We start from the raw sequence: 900 nt of genomic DNA, 5'->3' as shown, positions 1-900 counted from the left end.
AGTCTCGGTCATGGCGTATCGCTCTCCTCGAGAGGTTCTGGCAGGCTCGTCACCCGCCTCGATACGCCGCCTTCCTCACACCGTCATCACCCAGATTCCGCCATAGCTCGCGCGGCCTTCGCCACCGGCGCGGCCTGCTTGGCTTGCGCGAACGCAGTGCCGGAGGAGGCAAGCGATGCGGCGGACAGAAGGCACGCGACGCCGAACGCGGTGAGGGCGGGACGAAGCAATGCTGGCATGGGAGTCTCCTCCTGAAAGGGGTGGTTGGTGTTGTCAGCGGAAGGTCTTGGCGATCGAAGGTCTCGACGACGGAAAAACTAGGGAGCCTGGAATGAACTGCGCATGAACTCCACTTGCGTCTGCTAAGGGCCGATCATGGCTGAATGATCACAACCCCGTGGTGGGTCCTGCGATCACCAAACATTGTTCTGTGTCCAATCCATCTGCATGCCGACCTCTTGAGGCGCCTGCCATTTGCGGCGCGGTGGCGTTCAGCCTGGTGTCAGGAATCACCTGAAATCACGACTTGCGGCTGATCACTGTGGCGGCAGAAGAATGCGCTGATGACGAAGGTGCACGAGAGCGCGCGCACCGTTGAGAGCGGCGAAGATCTGCTGTCGGTCTACGAATGGAAGACGCACCGCGCGAAGCCATGTCTTCTGCTCGCGCCGCGGGATCGGCGTCAACGTGTTCTGTCTCGAGAGATAGAGCTCGGTGCCCGCTGCTGCAGAAGACAACAACACAAACAAAAACGCCGCCTCCGTTTCCGGAAGCGGCGTTTTGGTTTCAAACATCGAAAGAGGATGATTTCTTGTCCTTGGCAGGCCTGGCAGTGACCTACTCTCCCAGGGCTTAAGCCATAGTACCATTGGCGCTGAAGCGTTTAACGGCCGAGTTCGG

General features: G+C 59.7%; 2 protein-coding genes. Both read right to left on the bottom strand.

The features are described 5' to 3' along the window. Nucleotides 1-86 precede the first annotated feature (86 nt). A complete protein-coding gene (locus tag QJT78_RS51690) occupies nucleotides 87-239 on the bottom strand; it encodes a hypothetical protein (RefSeq protein WP_281460904.1) in 153 nt (50 codons plus the stop codon). A gap of 297 nt (nucleotides 240-536) precedes the next feature. Next, complete coding sequence (locus QJT78_RS51685; protein WP_038954025.1) at nucleotides 537-794, bottom strand: hypothetical protein; 258 nt, start codon at nucleotides 792-794, stop codon at nucleotides 537-539. Nucleotides 795-900: the final 106 nt, after the last annotated feature.

Source organism: Bradyrhizobium sp. Mp27 (assembly GCF_029953005.1).
GTDB lineage: Bacteria > Pseudomonadota > Alphaproteobacteria > Rhizobiales > Xanthobacteraceae > Bradyrhizobium > Bradyrhizobium barranii.
The sequence above is the reverse complement of the archived record's forward strand: the minus strand, read 5'-3'. Positions and strand labels throughout refer to the sequence as shown.